This is a genomic window from Ktedonosporobacter rubrisoli (assembly GCF_004208415.1).
Taxonomy (GTDB): Bacteria; Chloroflexota; Ktedonobacteria; order Ktedonobacterales; family Ktedonobacteraceae; genus Ktedonosporobacter; species Ktedonosporobacter rubrisoli.
The window spans coordinates 5762325-5783893 of the sequence record NZ_CP035758.1; the positions used below are offsets into that span (position 1 = coordinate 5762325).

General features: G+C 52.6%; 15 protein-coding genes. 7 read left to right on the forward strand and 8 right to left on the reverse strand.

The window, feature by feature from the left end; genetic code table 11:
• Positions 1 to 40 precede the first annotated feature (40 nt).
• The 3 genes from prmC to EPA93_RS25095 are packed head-to-tail and all read right to left on the reverse strand — an operon-like array spanning position 41 to position 3315.
• On the reverse strand, positions 41 to 907 hold the full coding sequence (prmC, locus tag EPA93_RS25085; protein WP_129890134.1) for a peptide chain release factor N(5)-glutamine methyltransferase: 867 nt from the start codon (positions 905 to 907) through the stop codon (positions 41 to 43).
• 23 nt (positions 908 to 930) lie between these two features.
• Positions 931 to 1323: a DUF2203 domain-containing protein gene (locus EPA93_RS25090; RefSeq protein WP_129890135.1), complete on the reverse strand. Its 393-nt coding sequence runs from the start codon at positions 1321 to 1323 to the stop codon at positions 931 to 933.
• Between the two features lie 60 nt (positions 1324 to 1383).
• A complete protein-coding gene (locus EPA93_RS25095; protein WP_129890136.1) occupies positions 1384 to 3315 on the reverse strand; it encodes a hypothetical protein in 1932 nt (643 codons plus the stop codon).
• 366 nt (positions 3316 to 3681) lie between these two features.
• On the opposite strand from EPA93_RS25095, the gene EPA93_RS25100 reads away from it, so the two are divergent.
• The 6 genes from EPA93_RS25100 (at position 3682) to EPA93_RS25125 (ending at position 9423) form a co-directional block, all read left to right on the forward strand.
• Positions 3682 to 4446, forward strand: coding sequence for a GntR family transcriptional regulator (locus EPA93_RS25100; RefSeq protein ID WP_129890137.1), 765 nt, complete (start codon positions 3682 to 3684; stop codon positions 4444 to 4446).
• A gap of 81 nt (positions 4447 to 4527) precedes the next feature.
• Complete coding sequence (locus EPA93_RS25105) at positions 4528 to 5277, forward strand: sugar isomerase domain-containing protein (protein WP_207229203.1); 750 nt, start codon at positions 4528 to 4530, stop codon at positions 5275 to 5277.
• A 27-nt stretch (positions 5278 to 5304) separates the two neighbouring features.
• Positions 5305 to 6657 (forward strand): ABC transporter substrate-binding protein, encoded by a 1353-nt coding sequence (locus tag EPA93_RS25110; RefSeq protein WP_129890139.1) that lies wholly within the window; start codon positions 5305 to 5307, stop codon positions 6655 to 6657.
• A 95-nt stretch (positions 6658 to 6752) separates the two neighbouring features.
• The gene (locus EPA93_RS25115) at positions 6753 to 7628 is read left to right on the forward strand and encodes a carbohydrate ABC transporter permease (RefSeq protein ID WP_165423378.1); all 876 of its coding nucleotides are present in this window, start codon (positions 6753 to 6755) and stop codon (positions 7626 to 7628) included.
• Positions 7629 to 7657: 29 nt separating this feature from the next.
• Entirely contained in the window at positions 7658 to 8524 is an 867-nt protein-coding gene (locus tag EPA93_RS25120; RefSeq protein ID WP_129890141.1) for a carbohydrate ABC transporter permease, read from the forward strand.
• Between the two features lie 17 nt (positions 8525 to 8541).
• On the forward strand, positions 8542 to 9423 hold the full coding sequence (locus EPA93_RS25125) for an ROK family protein (RefSeq protein ID WP_129890142.1): 882 nt from the start codon (positions 8542 to 8544) through the stop codon (positions 9421 to 9423).
• 106 nt (positions 9424 to 9529) lie between these two features.
• Here EPA93_RS25125 and EPA93_RS25130 read toward each other — a convergent pair whose 3' ends face one another.
• The 4 genes from EPA93_RS25130 to EPA93_RS25150 form a co-directional block, all read right to left on the reverse strand.
• Entirely contained in the window at positions 9530 to 12175 is a 2646-nt protein-coding gene (locus EPA93_RS25130; RefSeq protein ID WP_129890143.1) for a SpoVR family protein, read from the reverse strand.
• A gap of 13 nt (positions 12176 to 12188) precedes the next feature.
• Positions 12189 to 13331: a sporulation protein YhbH gene (gene yhbH, locus EPA93_RS25135; RefSeq protein ID WP_129890144.1), complete on the reverse strand. Its 1143-nt coding sequence runs from the start codon at positions 13329 to 13331 to the stop codon at positions 12189 to 12191.
• 119 nt (positions 13332 to 13450) lie between these two features.
• Positions 13451 to 16705 carry an LAGLIDADG family homing endonuclease gene (locus tag EPA93_RS48570; protein WP_242527137.1) on the reverse strand — a complete coding sequence of 1085 codons (3255 nt, stop codon included), beginning with the start codon at positions 16703 to 16705 and terminating at the stop codon, positions 13451 to 13453.
• Between the two features lie 689 nt (positions 16706 to 17394).
• The gene (locus EPA93_RS25150) at positions 17395 to 18249 is read right to left on the reverse strand and encodes an SAM hydrolase/SAM-dependent halogenase family protein (protein ID WP_129890145.1); all 855 of its coding nucleotides are present in this window, start codon (positions 18247 to 18249) and stop codon (positions 17395 to 17397) included.
• 259 nt (positions 18250 to 18508) lie between these two features.
• On the opposite strand from EPA93_RS25150, the gene EPA93_RS25155 reads away from it, so the two are divergent.
• Complete coding sequence (locus EPA93_RS25155; RefSeq protein WP_129890146.1) at positions 18509 to 20581, forward strand: hypothetical protein; 2073 nt, start codon at positions 18509 to 18511, stop codon at positions 20579 to 20581.
• Between the two features lie 42 nt (positions 20582 to 20623).
• Here the strand turns inward: EPA93_RS25155 and EPA93_RS25160 are convergent, their stop codons facing one another.
• Positions 20624 to 21544 (reverse strand): ABC transporter permease, encoded by a 921-nt coding sequence (locus tag EPA93_RS25160; protein WP_129890147.1) that lies wholly within the window; start codon positions 21542 to 21544, stop codon positions 20624 to 20626.
• Between the last annotated feature and the right edge of the window lie 25 nt (positions 21545 to 21569).

A 21569-nucleotide genomic window follows, 5' to 3' on the forward strand; every position in this document is an offset into this window, starting at 1 on the left:
AAAACGCAAACACGCAGTTTCTTTATGGTACCAACTTCAGCTAGACGCTTACCTGTAATAAGCGATCCCAGCCAGAATAATCTTTCTGGCTGGAAACCCTGGCTTGAGGCCATATATCCCTCAATAAATGTATAATGCTTTCCTTCTGCTGGTATCCGATTTCCAAAAGCAGCAATGCGCCAGGCTTTATCTTGCCAGATTGCCGGGCCTCGTAACAAAAGCGCTGCAAGAGGTCGAGGCCCTGCGGGCCGCTAAAAAGGGCCTGGTGCGGCTCATAAGCGTGCACATCAGGAGTTAGCTGAGTGATCTCCTCGGTTCCCACATAGGGCAGATTGGCGGTTAACACATCCACAGGCTCGGGGAGAGGTGCCAGTAAGTCGCCCTGCAGCAGGCGCACGCGCTGCTCAACATGCTGGCGCAAGCAATTTTCTTGCGCTACGGCCAGGGCTTCGGTGGAGATATCGCAAGCATAGAGAAGGGGAAGGCGGGGCTCCTGCACGGCCAGCGTGATAGGAATAATCCCGCTTCCGGTGCCAATGTCGGCCACGATTGGAAGCTGACCGGCCGCGAGTCTGGCGCGAATCGTCTCCAAGGCTGCCTCTACCAGCAGCTCTGTCTCAGGGCGGGGAATAAGCACGCGCCGGTCCACAAGAAAATCCAGGCCGTAAAATTCTTTATGGCCTAGTAGATAAGCTACCGGCTCACCCTGCTCTCGGCGCGCGATAAGAGCCAGGAAGCGCGTTTGCTGCTCTGGCGCTACTTCACGTTCAGGGTAGGCATAAAGCGTAACGCGATCCACATCCAGTACGTACTCTAACAATACCTGAGCATCGCGCCTGGCGCTTTCCTGTCCGGCCTGTCTGAGCCTTTGTGCCCCTTGCTCCCATATATCCCTGATTGTTGTCATCGTGAGCTTTCTATTACCTCACCCTAGAGAGGTTGACGACCGGCAAAGCCGGTGTGCATATAGTGCCAGAAGAGGATGCGTTCCTCGCCCAATTGCCAGCACAGATATACTTCCTGGCCATCACGCAAGCTAGGAAAATCTATCAAGCCAATATCCGGGTCCTTGAGCACGCAGCCAAAACTCTGCAGTTCGTCGGCGGCATTGCGTAAAACATGCACATATGCCGCCAGGTCACTCTGCAGCTTCATCGTCCGTCCATAGAGATGATGGCCATTGCCCTTCGAGCGGGCGTGCAATTCTTCCAGCTCTTCCTCAATGACCTGAACACTCCGGCGACCTTCCTGGATCTTACGCAGCACGACAGTAATCTCAGGCAAGAGCGCCTCGGCCTCTTCACGCGTGAAATAGCGAGCCATAGCTTTGCTCTCCTTTCTACCGTCAGCCTTGCCTTGAACTGGCTGGAGTTGCGATCAGCATTATTTTGACCTGGTTGGAGTGGCCGCAGGGGTAACTGTCGGTTGCACGGTCGGCGTTACCGGAGGCGCGTTGCTTCCTCCCAGATTGATGCTTAGATCGTCAAATGCCGTAAAGTTCACTACAGTACCACCAGTATTCAAGTAGTTGCCTTTGATTATATCACCACTCTGCACCAATGGGAGTTTAGGTGATAACGAGAGGTTGGCCGTGAAGATCTGTTGCTGCCCCTCTATTTGCAGGTAGAAAACTGTATTGCTTCCCTGCTGAACCGTGGCAACGCGCTGCACTTTGCCCTGCAGAGTCTTCGTGGTAGCACTGGAAGGCGCGGAAGTTCCATTCTGGGCCAGCTGGGTCAGCCACTGCTGATAATCCTGTAAGGCTTGCGCGAGGCTTGTATCAAACTGCACATTGCTCCCGTTGAGATTGCGCGCATCGACGATGCCAACTGCCTGGAAGATATCACCGCTGCTGGTATGTTGCACGTAGATAGCGACCCAGGTAGGCGTATTGTAGATCTGATAAAGCTGGACGCTGGCTACATCATAGCCACGGATATTGGCTCGCGTGGATTGAAAAGTCTTCGCAACGTTATCACCAATGCCCAGGCCCGACAAGGGATAGAAATCGGCCGCATTCTTGTGCGTATCAAACAGGAAAATGCCTGTGCTTGAGTTGTCATTCACTGAAGAGGAGGTCATGGGAATGAGCCAGACGGGCTGATCGACGTTATTGTAGAGCAGTTCAGGATCACTTGCCGGCGATTGCTGACCCAGGCCAGAGGGATTGAACCAGGGCGCGGCATGATAGAGTCCCCACCATTGTAGATACTGCGTGACGGTATCGGCGGGCATTACGCGATCTACCCAGTTTGGTACATCCTGCGGCTTGTACTTTGTAATATCGCCGGTATGAGCATCAACCAGGAGCACTTCGCTTAGCTCATTGCCAACGTAGCCGCGAATCGGCTGCATGAGCGAGATGGTCCAGTAGGGGCGAAAATTATCGTCAAGTTCCAGGGTGGGATCAAGCAAGCGCCCATTGGTATAGCCGCTCATATAGACATGGCGCAAGAGATCCTGGTTGAGCAGCGCGCCTGGCAAGACGGCCAGGGAATCGTGCTTTGGATCAGTATAGAGCTGCGGCACCGCCTGGGGATTCTCGGCATCGACGACGACAAAGCCAGGCGTGGTCGGACTCGATAAGTTGACGAAGAGATTGTTATAGGAGAGCGGAGCAACGTAATAGAGATGATGCTTGATCGACTGCAGCGTATAGCTATCGGCATCAAGGCTATAGGCAGAGCCAAGGTTCTGTCCGTTGGAGCCCAGCACCTGCTGTCCTTTGTAAGCTGCTACGCTCTTGCTAACCAGCACGATATGATTGGGGTCCGTGGGTGGCAGCGTAGGAGAGGCATGCGTCCTTACGTTTGGAATAGCGGCCAGGGCCTTAGCATTGACGTCAAACCAGGTAGTAAAGACACCGATCAGAGCTGAGGCAGCAATACCCAGTACGCCAACTACCACAAGTCCAAAGATCCCAGCGGCGATAGCTCGGCGAGAATAGTTCGCGGGCATACGGCTGGCGGCGTTACGCTGGGTTGTACGCGTACTAAAGGAACCGCTCTGACTCGCCTCGGCGGCTTCTTCCAGCACACCCATAGCTGGACGGGCGAAGGCAAAGAGATTGCCAATGCTGCTAAAAAAGAGGGGCCAGAGTATCCATTGCCAGCCGCCAAAGGGGCCGGTTAGCGCGGGTCGGCCAAAGTACAGAATTAAGAAGCAAAAAATATAGTTAAAGATCCCGTATCCTACAAGCCAACGCACAAATGTGCGCCCATCAAACTTTTCACGCCTGCCAAAGACGAGCCGTCCGATGCTAAGAATCGCCAGAATTGCTAGCGTAGCAATCAATGCGAGCAGGAAAATGATCATTTCTCGAACTCCTAATTTTTCTCGGCCCTTATTATAGCTGGAGGAATCTCAAAATTATGTCAATAAATTTAAGGCCGCCCTTGCACCTGCCAGAGAATAAGAGTAGAACCAGTCTTATTGTAGTTTATTGCCGTCTTAATAACAACAGTTTTGTTTCGCCGGCCTGCACTTCCCGCTTCTCAGCTTTGGGCCACCTGGCAGCGGTTAAGATGAGGAAAACTGGTCATAGAAAGGGACAAAATCTCGCACAATAATCCCCACAATCAGCAAGCTGGGAAAAAATAGGTGCTTACCTCTTGCTTTTTTTCGCGGAAACAGTATAATGTCATTATGTTATGATTTTAACATGGGAGAAGAAAGTGGCCAATGCAGGAGCAAGCTCATTATCGTGCGGTATCTAAAATTAGCCCGGTGCCGCTGTATTATCAGGTCGAGAGCGACATGCGTGAGCGGATCAAAACTGGTGTATGGAAAGAGGGAGAACAACTACCCAGTGAAGGCGAGCTGTGCGCGCTCTACAAAGTCAGCCGGACGACGCTGCGTCAGGCCATCAGCGCCCTTGTCGATGAAGGCTTAATCGTGCGCGAGAGGGGTCGCGGTTCCTTTATCAGAGGACCGGTTATCACCGCCGGCACGCGCGGTTTAAGCTCTTTCAGCGACGAAATGGCCGCCATGGGCATGCGCTCAAGCGCGGATGTGCTTAGCATCCGGCAAGAAGCTGCGTCTGTGGAGATGGCAAGGCGCCTCCACATAGCTCCTGGCGAAGCCCTCACGGTCATTAAAAGGCTACGGTACGCCAACGAAAAGCCCATTGGTATTCAAATCGCCCATCTGACAGCAGCACGCTTTCCTGGCCTGGAGCAAGCCGATCTGTCCAAACAATCTCTCTATCAGTATCTTGAAGAAAAGTATGGCACTATCGTGGCGGAGGCGGAAGAGATCTTTGCTACAGCGCCCATTACTGGCAAAGATGCTCAATTACTCAACGTAAGCGATGGTGCTTGCGGCTTCTACGTAGAACGGCTTACCTTTGATCAGTCTAAGGAGCCTTTTGAATTCGTTACCTCGATCATGCGCGGGGACCGCTACAGAGTACAATTTGCTCTGCGCGCGACCCGGCGCCCACTCTAATCTGGCGGAGCTTCGTTTAAGGCGCCCACCACGACAGCAAGGCCAGACAGCATGATCGATCACTCAGCAAAGGAGCAAGCAGTGGAACCTATCACCTACCTGACAGAAGCAATACGCGTCCTGCAGCATATCCAGGAAAACAATGCTGTTATCCGTACCGTAGCCGATAAAGCCGCCGAAACCATAGCTCGCGGCAACTGGGTTCGCCTCTTTGGCAGCGGCCACTCAGTTCTACCCACGCAGGATTGCTTCCCGCGCTACGGTGGATATGTTGGCTTCTATCCAATTATGGACCCACGCCTCATGTGGACCACAGTAAGTGGCCCGGGAGGAGCTGAGGAGCTTCTGTGGCTGGAGAGGCAGGAGAATTATATTAATGTATTTCTGCGCCACAATACATGGGACGCCAACGACATGCTCATCGTAGTTTCGCATGGTGGCCAGAATCCCGCGCCTGTCGAGATGGCCCTGGCCGGGAAAGAGGCCGGGCTCTTTGTGGTAGCCATCACCTCTGAGGATAACCATCGCAATAAGCCCGCCACGCACTCCAGCGGCAAAAAGATCGGCGATATCGCCGACATCACTATCTTCAACGGCGTCTCCTCAGAAGATGCTGTAGTCTCCGTACCCGGCGTTGCTGGCAAAGTCGGCGGCGTATCTACCCTGGCCTCGATCGCCATTATTCAGTCAATCGTCTCTGAAACCGCCCTGGGCCTCGCGCAACGCGGATATAAAGTCAAGCCATTCGCCGCGCCCAACGTCGAAGGTCTTGGCCCCCGGCACAACGAGGAAGTTTATGAGGAATTCCGTAGCCGTTTAAATCGCTCCTAAAAATACCTTTTTCTGGAGGTTGCCCCAATGAAGTATCCCTCATTCCCGCAACGGATCTTCAGCCTTGCCGCTTTCTCACTCATCATACTGGTAGTCGCCGCTTGCGGCGGCTCCAGTAGCGGTTCTGCGCCATCGTCTTCTAACAAAGTCACTATTACTTATCTCACGCACTGGTCGGGTCCACAGATCGATCAACTTAACCAGGCTATCGCTAGCTTTAACAAGAGCGAGCCCAATATTACCGTCAAGGTCCAGAACGTGCCTTTTGGAAACCTCCTGACCACGATCACCACGCAGGGAGGTAGCGCCAGTGGTCCTACCATCATGGGTATTTACAATCTCTGGATGCCACAGCTTGTGCAGGATGGCATTATTGCTGCCGCCCCCGAAGCCAATACTAACGATATCCAGAAGGCTTATCCTCAGAGCACGGTTTCAGCCGTACAGGTTGATGGCAAGACGTACGGCTATCCTAATGAAGTCGACCTCTACGCCCTTAACTACAATAAGGCGCTCTTCCAAGCGGCCGGAATCAGCGATCCTCCCAAAACCTGGAAGGAGCTGAGCGAGGATGCTAAGAAGCTTACCAAACGCGACAGCAGCGGCAAGATCACTCAGCAGGGCTTTGGGATCATTACCAGCTGGAACAGCGGCGTTGTTCATCCCTGGCTCTCCTTGCTAAATTCCAATGGTGGCCAGCTTCTCTCCACCGATCATAAGCCCCAGCTCAATAGCAAGGCGGCGCAAGAGACTGCCGATCTCTACCACCAGCTGATCTTTGTTGACAAGACAACTGATCCGGCGATGGGTCAAGCCAATGCCTCGACCACAGGGCCCTACCTTGATAACTTCGCCAATGGTAAGACAGCTATGGTCATTATGGCCAACTGGTGGGAAAGCAATCTTAAGGCCAGCATGGGCGATAACTTCAAAAATATCGCGACAGCGCCTATTCCCGTGGGACCCAGCGGCGATAAGGCCCACAGCGTCTCGTATTCCTGGAGTACAGTTGTTAACGCGCACGCCACGCCAGAGCAACAAACTGCGTCCTGGAAATTCTTGCAATGGCTCAACGGATCGCAGAGTGGGAAAAATAACTCCTCGGCGATGGGCGATATCCTGCTGAATATGGGTATCCTCCCGAGCCGCACTTCGGATCTACAGGCCCACCAGGATCAACTAACTTCGCCCTTTATCCGTACCTATGTGGACCAGCTACAAAACAGCATGCCGTTCCCCACGGTACTTGGTGGCGATGAGCTCACGACCAGCTTACAAAAATCGCTGGAAGCCATGGACTTTGGGCAGAGCTCGCCCCAACAGGGCCTGACCCAGGCTCAAACTAACTTGAGCCAGATCCTGAGCCAATACTACTCCTAAGTAAGCCCGCTACGGGCTGAAAACGCTGGGGCTGCATATGTATTAGCTCTCATATGCAGTTCCCCATTCTGCTTAACAACAGAGAGGATAGACCGATGAAGAGGCATAGATCATATGCTCTCTCCAATGTGGGCTTTTTATTACCTGGCCTTGGATTGCTAGCAATCTTTGTTGTCGTGCCCATTATACTAACGGCCTGGATCAGCCTGCATCGGGGCTCTATGGCCGTCCCATATTCGGCGCTCAAGTGGGTGGGGCTGCACAACTATACGCTGATCTTCCAGCAGGCCAACTTCAAAACCGCCCTGATGAACGTTGTGCTATATTCTGTGGCCAATATCGTGATTATTTTGCCCCTGGCCATACTCCTGGGCTTATTTCTTTCACAAAAAGTACTCAAGGGCCGCAATTTCTTACGGGCCTTGCTCTTTATCCCTTATATGATTCCCAATGTGGCAGTGGCGATTGTCTGGGGCTATCTCTATGCGCCACAGTATGGACCTCTTAATCAGATGCTGGGCTGGCTACATATCCCGGCGCAAAACTGGCTGGCCTCGCCGCAGCAAGCTATGTTTTCGCTGATTATCTTAAATGTCTGGCAGACGCTTGGCTACTATGTTGTGATGGTGCTGGCAGGACTTACCGAGATTCCCCAGGAATATTACGAAGCTGCCTCGATTGACGGAGCCGGCTGGTTTCAGCAGCAACTTCACCTGACACTGCCCCTCCTTAAACGCGCCCTTGCTTTTGTGGTGGTCATTATGACAATCAACACCCTGCAAATCTTTGATCCGGTCTATGTGCTCACGCAGGGCGGACCAATCAACGCCACCAATGTGGTCGCCTACCATATGTATGTCACTGCCTTCAACTACGGACAGGCTGGTCCGGCCAGCGCAATGGCGATGGTACTCTTTGCTATTGTATTGATCCTATCACTCATCCAATTACGCCTATTTCGCTCTCTCTGAGGAATAAGCGCTGGACAGGAGCATTCCTAATGCATATCTACACTAAGAGCTATAGAGTATCTCAGGAGAGATGGCAGCTACCGGCCAGGTCCCTGCAATACCTGATTATGGCCGTGCTTATCTTTACGATGCTCTTTCCGTTCTTCTGGATGATTGCATCAAGCGTCAAATTGCCAGCTGAGCTAGGCGCCGTGCCTCCCATCTGGTGGTCGAGCCAGCCGAGCCTTGCGCCCTACAAAACAGTTTTTGAGGTAATCCCGTTTGCTCGCGCCCTGCTGAACTCGCTGATCGTTACGATCAGCTCAACGGTGGGCGTGCTGGTTACAAGCATTATGGCCGGCTATATCTTTGCTAAACATGATTTTCGGGGCAAGAATATGCTTTTTGTGATCGTGCTGGCTACGATGATGGTGCCCCAATTCGTTATGCTCATTCCGCTCTACCGCATGATGAATGAGCTCGGATTAGTAAATACCTATCCTGGCTTGATCCTGCCCAATCTGGCGAATGGCTTTGGCATTTTTCTTATGCGCCAATTTATCAGCGGTATCCCTGATGAGCTGCTGGAAGCTGCACGCATCGATGGAGCCAGCGAATGGACGATCCTGTGGCGCGTGATTACGCCATTGCTGCGGCCGGCAATCTCGGCCCTCATTCTCTTTGCCTTTGTCTTCCAGTGGAACAACTTTCTCTGGCCCCTTACCATCGTAAATAGCCAGGATATGAGTACAGTAGTGCTCATGCTCAATGGCCTGCGCACCTATACTTCAAGCGTCTCCTTCACGAATATTGTGATGGCCGGAGCCGTGATAGGTATTCTGCCTAGCGTTGCTTTGACGCTATGGGCACAGAGATATTTTATTGAGGGCATTTCGATGACTGGCATTAAGGGCTAGAAGGGGATAGGATAAGGATGTATCTTGGCATCGATGTAGGCGGTACGAAGATCCAGGCAGCCTACATGCATCGGGATAGGATAAGCTTGAGCAAAAAAATCGCCACACCTGGCGATTACGCGACGTTTTTAAGGGCGCTTGTCGAGCTTGCTCGGGAAACAGCCGACCCTTTGGAGCCGCTAAGCTCGCTAGGGCTTGGCATACCGGGAACGGTAACGCAGCGCTGTATTACCTGGGTGCCCAATCTGCCCTTTCTCGATGGTCAAAACCTGGCGGGCGATCTGGCCGGTACCCTTGGCGCGAGGGTTACTATTGCTAATGATGCTCAGCTTGCCCTCCTGGGCGAGCGCTGGCAGGGTGCGGCCCGGGATCGCCAAAGCGCAGCGCTTATCAGTGTAGGTACGGGGGTAGGAGGAGCGCTTATGCTTGATGGGAAGATTGTGCGCGGCTTCCACGGTAGCGCAGGAGCTTTCGGCTGGCTTAATCTTGACTGGCACGCACCCGCCGATCCCAATCATGGATATGTTGAATTACAGGCCTCGGGCAGGGCGCTTGAGAAGCTGGCCCAGCAAAACGCGCCGGCCCTTACTTCGCATGAACTTATTGCTAGAGCAAGGGAAGGCAAGCTTGAGGGGCGCCAGGCAGTCGAACAGCTTGGCCGGCTCCTGGGCATCACGCTGGCCAGCATTGCCAGCATGTTTGATCCTGAAATCCTGATTTTCTCAGGCGGCCTGGCTGATATCTTTGATCTGCTGGAAGAGCACCTCAAGGCCGGTTTGTACACCTTTGGTTCGCCCAGCATACGCCATACTCCCATTATAGCAAGCAAGCTTGGTAAGTATGCTGCAGCCTATGGAGCGCTCAGAGCGGCTATGCAGCCAGAGTCACTGCAAGGTTGAGCTGTTCGGGCTGTTCCTGATGATTTGTTATAGTACAACAAGCTTACCAGGCTCGACTGATAAGCTTGCTGCACTTTGAGAGGGTGAACGAGAGGAACTTTTCTGCTTATTTCTCCAGCGTGCTCTTGCTATTACGCTCTCCATCGTAGGTGAGCAAGATCCGCTTATTCTCATAAATTGTTTCAAGATGCACAGGCCGGCCCCACATCTGATGGACATACTGCAAGGTCTTCTCGGCATAGCCTAGATCAAGCTCCTGGCTCTCAAACAGATGCTTGATATACAGCTCGCGATTGCCGCGATAGTCGCCATCCTCGATGACCAGGTAGGGGAAGCCCAGATTTGTCATGCTGGCCACGATTCCGTCGCGCACCTTCTGCCAATTCTTCTCGACAACGACCCATTCATCGCCCTCTTTCTTGTAGAGATAGAGATCAAGGTCTTTGATGAGATCCTCGGTAAGATAATTGCGCAAAAACGAGACATCGTTATCCAGCTCGCGCACCTCGAACATCTTCTGCAATCCGCTCCCAGGTCGGCGCCCGAGCCGCTCCTGCTCCTCTCTGCTGGGCTCGTTCCAGCGGCGCTCGATATCCTCGAACATCTTAAAGCCCAGGTAATAAGGGTTGAGCGTGGTGCGCGAAGGCGAGAGCACACCCGAATGCAGCTGCGCGAATTCGATGATATCGGGGTCGGTGATGATCCCACGATCCCCCATCTTACGCATGATTCGCGAGTGCCAGATGCTATTATGGTGCAGCATGCCATTGGCAACATAGCGATGCGAATTATCGACTGTGATATCATAGACATCCGCGACATCCTGCTCAATGCTCACTACCTCATCCATTGGATCTTGCGGCAGGAACCAGCGCGGATCGTTGAGGTAGCGCTGCAGTTTCTCGCGTCTGCGAGCCAGATCAGAGCCGATTTCGCGCGCAAACAGCTGGGCCGACTCGCCTTTGATTCTGACCTTGGAACCATCACGGTGCGTCAGGATACCATAGTTGAGCAAGACGATCTGCAGGGTCCGCGCCATCTCAGCGCTAAAAGCTGCTAATACGACGCCTTCTCGGGACGAGACGCGGCTATGACCAGCAAAGCAGGCGCGCAAGAAGGCACTCATCACGGCCTTTGGAGAGCGCAAGACAACCTTCGGTATGCTACGCGTACGCGCTTCGGCCTTCAGATCGACGCCCAGCGATTGTAGCAGATCCAGCACGTTGGTCGAATAGAAATCAACGCGCCAACGGCCGCCATTTCTATTCGAGATCTGGCTATCCCACATTAGCGTGGGCTCGATGGCAAACAACTCAGTGACAAGTCCGGCGTAGCGCTCCGCCAGCGCGCGCTCACCAGCAGTATAGCTTATAACGTTTTTAGCGCTATGCATACTGCCATCCCCAAGCAGATAGCCAAGGAATTCGGCAAACGCCTCGCTCACCTGCGTTGGGGCCTTCAGCGGGAAAGCAGCACTCTTGAAGGCCGCGCGCTGATAAGTATCCTGCCTGCTAGCTTCTACCAGTGCTCCGCTATGCTCAACATTACCGCTCATAGAGCTAGAGGCGGTATGCCCGCTCACGTCGGCCGCCTGTAATGCCACGCTCCCTACAGCCCTTTCGATGGCAACCAGGCGCTCAGGCCAGACATTATCGCCCACGCTCAGAGGAATACGCTGGCCAACCTGCACATCCTTTAAAGCAATCCACTTGTCTGGCCCAATGCTAAGCTTGTGCTCTTCCGCGCCCTCAAGAACAAGACCACGCCGCGTGCGCAGGCGGACTGTGGGAGCGTTGCGCCTGATATGTCTATCCGTCACCCTATCCAGAGCGCCCTTGCCGCTTCCTACACTAATAGTTTTGCCCTGAGCCAGCAAATCGTGCAATTCGCCATATTGCACAAATCCACTATCAGTCAATACCACACTATCAATCGACAGACAGGCCCATCCTTCATTCATGACCTTCGTCTGCATCTGTGGAATAAAGTAGAGCATCTCCGAGCGCACAATCTCCAGCACATCGCGCTGCCAGGGCTGCAGAATCGGCGAGTAGCGGATCAGGAAGAGCAAAATGTCCTTCTCTGGCTTCTCAGGAAACTTCGGCGGCTTGCCTGGAAGCCTATCGCGTTCCTCCTCTGCCTTTTGTTGCTTCTTATCAAGATCCCAGAGATCATCATAGTCGCTCGAAAGCTCAGCAGCCAGCTTCGTTTCATCCTCGTCGTGATCGTCCCCACGCAGCAGCAAATTATAGTCCACGTGCTCTTGAATAGAGAGGGCCGCATCCAGGAAGCGTTCTACCTCAGCCTTACCATGATCGAACTCGTACTTAGCAATGCGCTCGGCATGAATGCTCACCTTATCGATCATACGCCGCGACGTATGCTGGAAGTAAGCATTATTCTTAAAGAAGTCGGTATGGCCAAAGACGTGAGCCACCACAAAGGTATTTTGCAGCAGCGAATTCATCTCCATCAGGAAGGCATAGCTAGGATTGGTGTTTACCACCATCTCATAGATTTTGCTAAGCCCGAAATCATACTGCATCTTTTGCCGATAGTATGCCTTGCCGTGTGTCCAGTGACTGAAGCGACCTGGCAAGCTATAGGACGCAAACTCGTACATAATCGAGGCGGGCACCAGCTCAAAATGCGTCGGGAACGGATCAAGCCCAAAGTTACGAGCCTCCTCCCATGCGGCATCTATCGAATCGCGCAACCGTTCAATATTGCTACCTTCATATGTCGTCATCATCAAACTCCTGACGTTATCTTGAGGGAACGGGCTCACGCTGGGCAAAGAACTTGCGCAGAGCAGGATATACCTCTTTCTTATCAGAGATAGTTACCGCAGTAAACTTTCTGTCAGTAATTTTGTTATAGGCCGACATCAGTGTACTGGGTGAGCGATAATGGCCCTCACGAATCTCGCCATAGCCAAAGATGTTACATAGCTCCATCAACTTTGTGACAAGTTGTACACAGCGGTCATTATCCCAGGGGAGGTTATCCCCATCGGAGAAATGGAAAGGATAGATGTTCCAATCATCTGGATTATAGCGCTCTTTGATGATTTGCAACGCTAATTCGTAGGCAGAAGAAACCTGCGTGCCGCCGCTCTCACCTTTATGGAAGAACTCCTCTTCAGTGACCTCTTTGGCTTCAGTATGATGGCTAATAAAAACGATTTGCACATTATTATATTTTGTGCGCAAGAAACGTACCATCCAGAAGTAGAAGCTTCTGGCAATATATTTCTCGAATTCGCCCATACTGCCGCTAACGTCCATCATAGCTATCACCACGGCATTTGACTGATATTTGATGGTTGGCTCCCAGACCTTAAAGCGCAAATCTTCAGACTTGATATCCTGAAATTTGGGAGTTCCTTTGGCCGCGTTGCGTTTCATATTCTCCATGATTGTGCGCTTCTTATCAAGATTGTTGAGGGGTCCTTTTTTGCGCACATCGGTAAAGCGCACGGCCTCGGTCTGTAGCTCTTGCTGGCGTTTCTGCTCAAGGTTGGGCAGGCCGAGATCCTCAAAGATCAGCGCGGAAAGCTCTTCCATCGTCACTTCGGCTTCATAGTAATCGTAGCCGGCATCTTTCCCCGCGTCCCCCTTCTTGCCCTTGCCCTGTCTTGGCTCTTGCGCCACCACATCGCCAACCTTGCTCTTGCCATTGCCCTGGCCAGCATGCTGCTGCCGTCCGGGATCGTAGCGAAAGCGATACTCCTCAAGGGAGCGAATAGGCACGCGTACAACCTTCTTGCCATCGGAGAGAATGATGCTCTCCTCGCTAACGATTTCGCCTAGATTTTTCTTGATCGCCTCGCGGATCTTCTCCTTATGACGCTCCTGATCAATTTGCCCCTTGCGATGCAAGGACCAATCATGCTGAGAGACAGACATCACGCCTTCTCCTTTTTAGCGCAAGCAATAGAAAGAGGGTGGCGCAGCGTTTCCGTTGGCATCCTTGCTCAGGCTGCGACTACGGCCCGCTCATACGGCCACCCTCCAATATTACAGAACTATCGATTCAAGAGGCTACCTGTATAGCGGAGTATTTCATTGGCACAGACGTGGCAATAGCCATGTTCGGCCATCAGCCGATCAACAACCTCATTGATTTTACGTAACTGCTCCTTATCGGGGGTGCGCGTAGAAGTCGTAATCTTCACTACATCGCGCAAGTCTGCGAACAACTTCTTCTCGATGGCTTCCTTGAGCCGCTCATGGCTGGTATAGTCGAAGGTCTGTCCCTTACGCGCCAGCGACGAAATGCGGATCAAGATCTCCTCGCGGAAGGAGCGCTTGGCATTCTCCGTAACTCCGATCTGCTCCTCAATCGAGCGCATCAAGTGCTCATCAGGCTCTATCTCTTCATCAGTAATCGGGTCACGCAGCTTTGTCTTATTGCAATAAGCCTCGACATTATCAAGGTAGTTGTTCAACAGCGTACGCGCATTCTCCTCATAGGAGTAGACAAAGGCCCGCTGGACTTCTTTCTTAGCTATCTCGTCGTATTCTTTACGAGCCTCGCTAATAAAGTTCAGGTAGCGCTCACGCTCCTCGCGCGTAATGCTGGTATGCTGATCCAGACCATCGCGCAGAGCGCGCAGGGCATCGATAGGATTAATACAGGTTACATTTGGTTTCACCAGCGCATTCGAGAGGCGGTTAATGATATAGCGTGGAGAGATACCATCCATGCCTTCGCGCTGCGCCTCTTCCTGCAGCTCGCGCACATCCTTTTGCTTGAAGTCCTCCATATCTTCACCGTCGTAGAGCTTGAGCTTTTTCAGCGCACTCATACCGGCCTTCTTGGACTGTTCCAGGCGCGTAAGTACAGCGAATATGCTGGCAATACGCAAGGTGTACGGAGCAATATGGACGTTCTGGAGAGCGCTTTGCTTGAGCAGCTTCTCATAGATTTTTACTTCATCGGAGACGCGTAAGTTATAAGGAACCTTGACCAGGATGATGCGGTCCTGCAAAGCTTCCGATTTCTTATTGCCCACAAACGATTGGTACTCATGCTCGTTTGTATGGCTGACCACCACCTCATCGGCGTAGATCATGCTAAAGCGGCCAGTCTTGATGTTCTGTTCCTGGCTCAGAGTAAGCAGCACATACAGGAACTTCTCATCACAGTTGTGACTGACAAAGCCGTTAGCAATAAAGGTATTCGAGCCAGGTACATGCAGGTCCCAGCACTCGGCCTCGCCATCCTCGATCTCTACGACCTGATCATAGAATTGAGAAGCATTGAGCAGAGCGTTGAGTCCCGGCGGCGTCTCAACCCAGCCTTCAAGCTTGTTCAATACTTTGTTTGCCATCTCGCGCGTGCAGGTATTCGTGCCTGCGCGCAACATGTGGAGGTTTATGTAATCCTCGCCTAAGACCTGGCGCGCGCCTACATGATCGACGCTATGATAGCCGCCACCAGCCTGAGCCTTCGCAATAGTCATGCGCTGCAACTCATCCGATATCGCGACCCAGTAGCCCGTGGTACTCGGGATGAGATCGGCCCGTCCCGCGCGCTTCTCCTTGAGCGTGACACGCTCGTACTCCAGGAGTTTGCGCTGTGGCAGCAAGCGCATCTGCGCCGCCAGTTGATCGGCATCCGCGCCAGAAGCGGTAACTGTCCAATACTCACTCTTTTGTTTATTTGGTGCCGAGCGCGAACGCGTTATGACCCGTCGCGAGACCACACCCAGGTTTAGCATGACGATTTGCAATTGCCGCGCCAACGTTTCAGAGGCTGTGGTCCACGAGAGCCGTCCATGAAGATTCACGGTTCCGTCGCCCGCAAAGTAACCGGCAAGGAACTCTAGCACCGACTCACGCGAGGATTGCAACACCGACCAGGGAATTTCCTTGTTATAAGCACCAGTCTCAAAGCCGAGGTACTTCAGGAAATCGGCCAGGGCAACGCTGTTCATCTGCACAACACCCTCATAACAGCGCGGTGTAATACCGAAGAGCAGTTGTGTTAACTTAACATAGTCTTCCCGCAGCTCCTCTTCAACATTAGCGAAGCGGATAGTTCCATTTGCCTGAATATCTCCCTCTGCGGTAAGGTAACCAAGCCAGCGTGCCAGCTCTAGCGTCATTTTTTCAGGCGCCTGTATGCGCGATGCAAGTTTTGGACGCACCGGTTGCCAGGCAAAGGTAACATCCTGGCCCCAGAGGTTCTGGCCTTTTTGCAACACAAGCCAATCGCCGTTTTGCAGCTCATCAAAGCGCTTCCAGACCAGCACGCCATCCTCATTGACAACCTGGGTGCGATGCTCAGGCGTGCCTTCCTGCACAAAGCCGCGCCGCGTTGTGAGGCGTTTCGTCTTGCTCAAACCTGAGCGATAGAGATGCGTGGCCGTCTCGACGCCAGTACTGCTGGCAAGCAGCACCGAGAGCTCACGCGACTCGCCCACCGGATGCTCGGGCTGGGCAAATGAGTCAAGCCGCCGAATCCCGTTTTGCGTGAAAACTAGCGAATTCCCCGACTGACACTTGAGCATCTCTACAAATTCCATTATTCCACGGTTTGCAATATTAAGTTCGCCATCAAAGCGATATGCCCGTGGATCACTTTCTACCCCAACTTCGCCAATCGTAGAGAGGTCAATACCGCCTACAAGCTCGCTGATATCCTGGCTCTTCGGATCTGACGGGGTAAAGGTGCCGACCCCAACGCGATACTTCTCGCTGAAGGTGATGCGCTTGATAGGGACCTCCTCAATGCGGCCATGGTATTCATTATCTACCATATAGCGGCAATGGGGGCACAGGTCACCTTCTACATATAAGCCAAACTCTTTTTCGACATCCGATCTCAAATCATTAGGGATCAAATGGAGAGGCTCCTCGTGCATCGGGCAGCCCTTAATGGCATAGATCGCGCCTTCCTCCGAGCGGCTGTATGCCTCCAGGCCATGTTTGAGCAGGTAAACAATAGTAGATTTACCTCCACCGACAGGCCCCATCAACAGCAGTACGCGTTTGCGCACCTCCAAGCGCTGCGCGGCAGAATGGAAGTAGTCAACGATCTGCTGTAGCGGCTTCTCAATGCCAAAGATTTCTTGATCGAAGAACTTATAGCGTGGCTCACCGGTGCGCGTAGTCTCGGCACCAGCATCCATAATCATATGATAAACGCGCTCATGGGAGAGACGGCTCACGTGGGGCTGCTTACATGCAATTTCAAAGTACTGCGCGAAGGTGCCTTCCCACATGAGTTCGCGTTCGCGATCTCGATATTCCTCCAACCGCTTCACCAGATCCATAGTTCACCCTCTCTTCGTTGTATACTCAGTGGCCAGAATGACTTAGATCCAACTCCCCTCCAAGAAGTCTTTCTGTGACCACCTACTCAACTTATCCTACAACCGACAGTTGGGAAACGCACTACCCAGCCGGGCGACGAGCTGATGGAGAGAGTAGTAAGGACGGGCCTACCACCCATTCCATCTCACCCTAGTCTGAAGATGCCCATAAGACCAAAAGGGCCGTTTCTTGCTCGACAATCGACGCGAGAGAACCAGCCCTTTCCTACGTTGCGGAAGTTATTTTGAGTTACCTGCGCTCTGAACTTTGTCCGATCCCTAGACCGGATATTTTGCGACGAAGCTGAAAGATGCATCTGCCTGATGCTCCTGCAATGTTTCAATACTGTCCTTTCTTACTCCCATTACTAGGCAAGCAATGAACTGTCATACGACCTTAAGGACCGTCCCACTTACTCAAAACACTGCCGGCAACCATCACTTCTTTCACTTGGTATACGCTCATTATAGCATATTTCTAGAAGGAAGTTAAGACGTGAGTCTTCTTGTCTCAGAGCATTTCACAAGCCCTGAATGGTCTAAAGTATCCACAAAGCAGATTTATAATGTGATGGCATCCTAACTTAAGATGTAGATCATGCAGAAGAAAGGATACCATTCCTGCTTCTTCAGTTCTAGTAAAGCTCGTCCTATTTATTCAGTAGGACTAAAGTAATAGGATCAGCGTACCCTACACCAAGTGTTTTTGAGGCGTTCCCATTGCGTATGGCGATCCCTACATAGCCGGCGCTATCCCCATAGATAAAGGGGTGGCTCTCATTGGCATTATTCCTTTCGGCCTCCGGCAGATCGGAAAAGAAGCGCCGGCGCTCGGTAATGGTGATCCCCTTTTCGGTAAAGCTCAATTGAGCCTGGGAGCTACTAAAGAGTTCAGGAACCAGGCTAAGCGGGATGCTGGTAATCAGATTGCCAAAGTTATCTACATGGATAACACTGGCCTCAACACGCTCTCCCTGGCGCTTAGCAAGCTCTAAATCGAGGCGCACCAGGTCAGCAGGAGCAAGCTTTTCCCCTAGTTCAGTCAGAGCCACCCCGTTAGCAATATGGGCAGCAGCTGGCGAGAAAATATCGCGTCCATGGAAGGTAGAGCTGATCTGCGAGAGATGATAGGCGGGATTGGAAAGCACAACAATATCGTGTACCGGCTGCTCGGCCAGGACATAGCTAAAGAGGCCATTGTCGGGTCCAACAAAGAACCAATCGCCAGCATGGACCGCAATAGGTCGGCGCACGCTGCCTACGCCGGGATCGACCACACAATTAAAGACTGTCCCCTTGGGGAAATAGCGATACCCCGAGGCCAGAATCCAGGCGCCCGAAGCCACATTTTGCGGCGCGACCTCATGGGTAATATCGATGACATGCGCATCGGGCACAATTCCCAGCACGACCCCTTTCATCACCCCCACATCCCCATCTCCCAGGCCAAAGTCGGTAATGAAAGCAACAACGGGATGGTGGGCACGCGAAACAGATTGACTCATCAGTAATACTCCTAAATCAATGTGGTTAGCTCTGGGCTAACACCCTTTACCATTATACACGGATAGCGGGCAGCATACGTCATTAGTCACGGTCGCTATGACAATGCCAGAGATGTATGCTATACTAGCCCCAATGTTTGGCAATTTCTAAGGCAAAAGGCATTATAGAGATAGATTACTTATTACAATCTAGCAGGAAAAAGCAGACGACTCCTGTAATCTCAGTCAGGACGCTTGTAGCAACTGGAGTGATGCGGGTATGAACATCAGTACTGGCGGACCACATATTCTTCTTTTTGAGCGTGATCAACAGCTTGCATCTCTGCTTACGAGTGAGCTACAGCTTGCAGGTTATGAATGTCACTCGGCACGGACTGCAGTAGAAGTTTTCGATGCCATAGCGCGCCATCCCGTTAAGCTTGTGCTTGTCAATCTGGCGCAAGCAGCCGCGGCACGGCGCGAGTTCTGGGTAGCATTAGATGGACAACGTAGAGGGCGCGGTGTGCAGGTGTTAACTTTCCAATGCACGAATCTTGCCGGTTATGGGTCGCGTGATCCCGAGGATCGTTCTTCCTCAAACGCGGATCTTGACATCGATGGCATGATCGGCTTGAGGCAGCTCGTTGAAGCTGTCCGCGCGCGCATACCCAGCCCTCTCTCCAATCTTAATACGTCGCCGCGCCTTTCCCGCACAGCGACACCGCCGCCAGCATCGTCTACGTTTCCTACTTTTACGCAAAGAACTGATCAGATGGCCTCTATGGCCATGAATCAGCCCCCTGGCGAGACGACACTGCGTTCGCAGCCTTTGACCGATAGCTTCTTAAGCCAGCTATCGCCAAGGGCAAATCCATCACCTGCCTCGACAGCTCCCTCGCAGCCGCTATCATCAGGCACAGCAGGTTTAAACCAGCCAGCCTATACGGATAAGATTCGCGCTGTTCTTTATCCCTCTCAGCGTAGCTGGAGCCCTCCACCAGCAGTTCCCAATAACCATCCAACCGTGCCAGAGCACCGGCAGGCTGAGGCGCCAGCTATACAGCCCACGCCCAGCAAAGAGAGGCCAACCGAGCCAACGGCCCTCCAACGATTGGCAAGCGGGCAATTGAGCTCGGAGGAAGGCGAATCGGGACTGGCCCAGCTCTCGCGCTTATTAGAAGAACGCTATTCCCTTCGGCGCAACGAGCACGTTGTGGAACAGAATACGCAGCATAAAGACGATAGATACGAGGAAGAGCGCCACCCTCAGCGTCGGAACGAGCCTGTTGAGCAATACAATATTTTTCAGCGCAACGATAGTGAGGGGCACAATCCAGAGCACCGCGAAACGCCAAGCGCACAAGAAATCCAAGCCGGCCAGCTAGAAGTCAAGCCGGCAAGTAAGGCAGAGCAGAGCGAGTTTGAGCAAGCATTCTATGCTGCCAATAACATCAACTATACGCCCACACAGCAGCCTTCTGTTAGTAAAGAGAAGATTGGCACGCAGCCCTTACGTGCCTCGCCGATCCAGGGTATCCCCGTTGAGCGCGCGGCAAACCCTCAAACAGCAGCGGAGACAGCCGGGCGACGGCCAGAGGTCTTGTCGCGCCCAAATCATAGTCACACTACAGCAGCGCAGTCTTCTCTGGCCTCAATCTCTACGCCAACGCAGGCCCAGCATAAGGTGATCACACCCAAAGAAGACGAGTCGCCAAAGCATGATCCCCAGGATAACTATCCTACGGAGATTATAGAGACTAAGGTACAAGAAGCAGAGACTATAGTAGAGAAAGCAGGTACTAACGAAAAAAATAGTGAGAGCCAGACAGGTACGGAGCATCCTCAAACTGACGCTTTAGTTCGGCAGGTAGAGGACTCAGGCACGGAATTGGATATGAGCATATCTTCGCATAATGCGCTATTGCTCGACATCGTGCAAAGCCTCCCGCCAATGCCCTCGCTACCTCAGTCGCCCACGCTCACCAATAAGCCACCTGTGCTCAATGGACGAGCAACGCGAACGCTGGGCAGCGTGCTGCTTGAGGGACATCTCGTCCCCCAAAATCGGTTGGAGGTTGCCCAAAATATACAGCGGATGTTACGTGGCGTGGACTTAAATTATCAGCTTGGTGAGATATTGCTTATGTTTAAATTGCTGACTCCAGATCAGCTCCTGGCCGCAAGCCTCGTAAGCTATGGGCTAATAACCACAAGCCAGGTGAGCGCCCTCGGTCGTATTCGCCAGGAACTACACTCGATTGGTCTGGAGTATGATCTAGAGAACTTATTAATCCTGTTCAGAATCCTGACCCCTGAGCAGCTCAGGGAGGTCAAGACAGGCTGGCAGGGATGACCACATCCGGCGAGCAGAGTTGCTCGCGCCTGTGCGCTGCTGCTAAGGCGTACTTATCAATCTGCGACTACGCCAGCGCAGCAGCGAGCGAGGCTTGATCGTCAAGAGGCAGAGCAGAAAAAAGATCACAGTCACCAGCAGCGACAACAAGGAATAAACCAGCCAGAGAGGCAGTACGGCTTTCCCCAGCATATAAGAGCTGGCCCCGCGCGCCAACGAAAGTATCCCCAGACTCAAGACTCCACTAAGCCTGAAAACATAAGGAAATGCGTCGCTCGTCTGCGCATATGTACTGCTAAGAGCCAGCAGCGGATTCCAAGCAAAGAGCAGCTTTGAACGGTCTGGATAAAGCTGAAACCAGGTGCTATTCGTCCAGGTAAGGATCAAAGCCACAAGCAGCGGCAGCACAAGCCAGAGGATTCCGCCCAGATAAGCTACAGCCGTAGAGATCGCCGGCCGCTTAAAAAGCGTCGAGCATAGCAGGCCAAAGGTGCCCACGACAAGGGCCGTCACCACAAAGACGGTCAGAGTACAGAAGACCTGCGTAGGCGAAACTCCTCCGAAGAAGAAGACAAGGCTAAAAAGAGGAATCGAGGCAGCAATAAGCAGAAGCGTATTAGTGATCCCCGCCGCCAGCTTCCCCGCCACCAGGGCAAAGGAAGAGAGCCGAGAGCATAGGAGCAGATCGAAGGTTTGCCTCTCCTTCTCACCATTAACTACAGTAGCGGTAAAAGCCGGCGTAACAAAAACAATAAGCACAAGCTGCACCTGAGACAGCAGGACATAGAGTTGTACGCCAACGTTACTGAGTCCACTTCCACCATAGGTATAGCTGCTCAAGCTGCTCACAAAGAATACACCTAGCAAACTCATCGCCGCTATATAAGCCACAATCACCCAGATAGTCCGCTCGCGGCGCATACGCAAACGCAGTTCTTTGGTGAGAAGAGAGAAAAAGATCATGGCGAGTCACCTTCTCCTGTTCCAT